Raw genomic sequence first — 3011 nt, forward strand, 5'->3', positions numbered from 1 at the left:
CAGCTCCATGCGCACGAGCACGTAGCCGGGGATCCGGACGCGCGTGACCATCTTGCGCTGACCGTTCTTGATCTCGACGACGTCCTCCATGGGGACCTCGACCTGATAGATGTCCTCTTCGACCTCGAGCGTCGACTTGCGCTGCTCGATGTTGGCCTTCACCTTGCGCTCGAAGCCGGCGTAGGAGTGGATGACGTACCACTTGCCGGGAAGGCTGCGCAGCTCGGCGCGGAACGCCTCGTAGGGGTCCTCTTCGGCGTCCTCGTCCTCGTCGCCGGACTCTTCCGAGGCCTCGGCGTCGTCGACGATGCGGCCGGCGGCGGCGAAGTCCGCCAGGAAGCCCTCGTCCTCGACGGGCGCGTCGGGCTCGCCGTTGACGTCGGGGCCGTCGTAGGGGGTGACCTCTTCGGCCTGCTCGGCGACGCGCTCGGCCTGCTCTTCGGCGAGCGAGTCGTTGAGCACCTCGGCGGCGGCCTCGGCCTCGGCGGCCTGGTCGATCTCCAGAGCGTCGTTCACGATGGCGTCGGCTTCGGGGTCGTCGATCTCGACATCGTCGAACTCGCGTGCCTCGTCCTGCTCCCCGTCGCCGTCGCCGTCCTCGACGATGTGCACGGCGGCACTCTCAGCCGGCTCGGATGCGCGCTCCTCTTCGGCGAGCACGTTGCCCTCCTGGGCTTCGTCGTCCTCACTGGACTGCTCGGCAGCGGTCGCCCAATCGGCGTCGTCGACATACTTTTCAGACACTTGGGTTCTCTTCCGTTCTTGGATCCGGCGCCATGTCCCGGGTCACCGGAGTGGATCCGGCGTGTGCGCTCAGAGCGGGACGCCGAAGACGATCTGCGCCAACCAGGTGAACACCCAGTCGAGACCGTAGACGATCGCCATCATCACGACGACGAAACCGAGCACGACCCCCGTGAACTTCAGGAGTTCCTGGCGGGTCGGTGTTACGACCTTGCGGAGTTCCGCAAAGACCTGGCGGATGAAGATGGCGATGCGCTGGAAGAAGTTGGGCTTCTTCTCGCGCGGCGCGTCGTTGGCGACGACCTCGCCCCTCGACTCGTCCTGGACCATCAACCCCACCTGTGTGTGACCTGGTGTGCCAGCGTGTGCTGACGCGCAGGGCGGACAGGAATCGAACCTGCAACCTGCGGTTTTGGAGACCGCTGCTCTGCCAATTGAGCTACCGCCCTAAAGGCCCGGGGGCCTCAGGATGAAATCGCATTCCGGTCATGACGAGGGCGGAATTCCGCTCCGGGCATGGCGAAAGAATGCAGATTTCGACTGCATGACCCAGTGTACGGCATGGCCTCTGCGCCCGGCGAATCCCGCCTGCTCCGAGAGGGCGCGCGAGCCGCCTGCTCGGTCAGTACTCGGCGATCCCGTAGCGATCGGGCTCGGGTTTACGGGCGAAGGCCCGCCCCGAGACCATGACGGGCTCGATCCGCACGTAGTGGTACTTGAGCGTCGGTATCCACGGATGAAGCGGCAGCGCGTCGGCCGCGCGCACCTCTTCGGTCGTGTCGAGCACGCGAGCGTGGCCGCGCACCACGACGCTCCACGCGTCGTCGTCATCGTGGTCGTCCGCTTCGAAGAGCACCTCGTCGTTGACAGTCAGCTCGAACAGCTTGCTGCCCGGCGCGGTGCGAAAGACGATGGTGCCGTCGTCGACGACGAAGTTCACGGGGAAGATGTCCAGCACATCCTTGACGTGCGTGACGAGGCGTCCGAGCTTCTGCCCGGCGAGCCTTTCCCAGCACTCCTCATCCGACAGGGCGTCGACGAACTCCTGCAGCTGGTCCATGCCACCATCCAACCTCCGATGGCCGGCGGATGCCAGGGGTCAGGCGGTCGGCGCGACGCGGATCAGCTTCTTGTTGACGAACTCGTCAGCCGCGAGCAGTCCGAGCTCCCGCCCCGTGCCGCTGCGCTTGACTCCCCCGAAGGGCAGCTCCGGCGAATCCGCCAGCACGACGTTGACGTAGACCATCCCTGCATCGATGCGATCGGCCACGCGCTGCGCCTGCTCCAGGTCGGTGGTGAAGACGTACGAGCCCAGGCCGAACCCGGTGTCGTTGGCGATTTCGATCGCCTCATCCTCGTCGGCGACCCGGTACACGACGCCCACGGGACCGAAGAACTCCTCGCGGTAGGCGTCCATGTCGCGCGTGACCCCCGTCAGCACGGTGCCGGGGTAGAACGCGCCGTCGCGGGTGCCCCCGGTGACCAGCGTCGCGCCCTGCGCCACGGCGCGGTCGACCTGCTCGGCCAGGCGCTCCGCGGCGGTCAGCGATGACAGCGGGCCGAGCACGGTGTCTTCTGCGAACGGGTCGCCCACGGTGGCGGCGGCCATCGCGGCCGTGAACTTCTCGAGGAAGGCGTCGTAGAGGTCATCGACCACGAGGAAGCGCTTGGCGCCGTTGCAGGACTGTCCGACGTTGTCCAGCCGCGCGTCGACGGCGGCCTGCACCGCCTGGTCGAGGTCGTCGGTGGAAAGCAGCAGGAACGGGTCGGAACCACCCAACTCCAGCACGGCCTTCTTCAGGTTGCGTCCGGCCACCTCGGCCACGGCCGCACCCGCGCGCTCGGAGCCGGTCACCGACACGCCCTGCACGCGGCGGTCGGCGATGACCTCGGCGGCCTGCTCGTTGGTCAGGCGCAGGTCGGTGTACACCCCTGCCGGAAAGCCGGCGTCGGCGTAGATCTTCTCGATCGCCTCGGCCGACTGCGGGCACTGTGAGGCGTGCTTCAGCAGGATCGCGTTGCCGATCGCGATGTTCGGGGCCGCGAAGCGCGCCACCTGGTAGTAGGGGAAGTTCCACGGCATGATCCCGAGCAGCACTCCGAGCGGCGCACGGCGGATGACCGCGGTCCCCTCCCCCAAGATGTCCACGGGGGTGTCGCCGGTGATCTCGCCGATGTGGTCGGCGTAGTACTCGGTGATGTCTGCGGCGAAGTCCACCTCGCCCTCGGCGGCGGCCAAGGGCTTGCCCATCTCCCGCACGATGATC

General features: G+C 67.3%; 4 protein-coding genes and 1 tRNA gene. All 5 read right to left on the reverse strand.

Annotated features, from left to right (window positions below; all coding sequences use genetic code 11):
- A partial coding sequence (locus NQ160_RS21500) for a transcription termination/antitermination NusG family protein (protein WP_308211512.1) occupies window positions 1-744 on the reverse strand: 744 nt, incomplete at its 3' end.
- A 69-nt stretch (window positions 745-813) separates the two neighbouring features.
- Window positions 814-1074 carry a preprotein translocase subunit SecE gene (gene secE / locus NQ160_RS21505; protein WP_257517102.1) on the reverse strand — a complete coding sequence of 87 codons (261 nt, stop codon included), beginning with the start codon at window positions 1072-1074 and terminating at the stop codon, window positions 814-816.
- Between the two features lie 46 nt (window positions 1075-1120).
- Window positions 1121-1193, reverse strand: a tRNA-Trp gene (locus tag NQ160_RS21510).
- Between the two features lie 173 nt (window positions 1194-1366).
- Window positions 1367-1804: a pyridoxamine 5'-phosphate oxidase family protein gene (locus NQ160_RS21515; RefSeq protein WP_257517103.1), complete on the reverse strand. Its 438-nt coding sequence runs from the start codon at window positions 1802-1804 to the stop codon at window positions 1367-1369.
- Between the two features lie 39 nt (window positions 1805-1843).
- On the reverse strand, window positions 1844-3011 hold a 1168-nt coding region (locus tag NQ160_RS21520), incomplete at its 5' end, for an aldehyde dehydrogenase family protein (protein ID WP_257517104.1).

Source organism: Microbacterium sp. zg.Y909, assembly GCF_024626565.1.

What these genes read in the sequence shown, in the direction of transcription:
- secE (WP_257517102.1), bottom strand. Translation starts at nt 1,074, where the DNA reads ATGGTCCAGGACGAGTCGAGGGGCGAGGTCGTCGCCAACGACGCGCCG.
- NQ160_RS21515 (WP_257517103.1), bottom strand. Translation starts at nt 1,804, where the DNA reads ATGGACCAGCTGCAGGAGTTCGTCGACGCCCTGTCGGATGAGGAGTGC.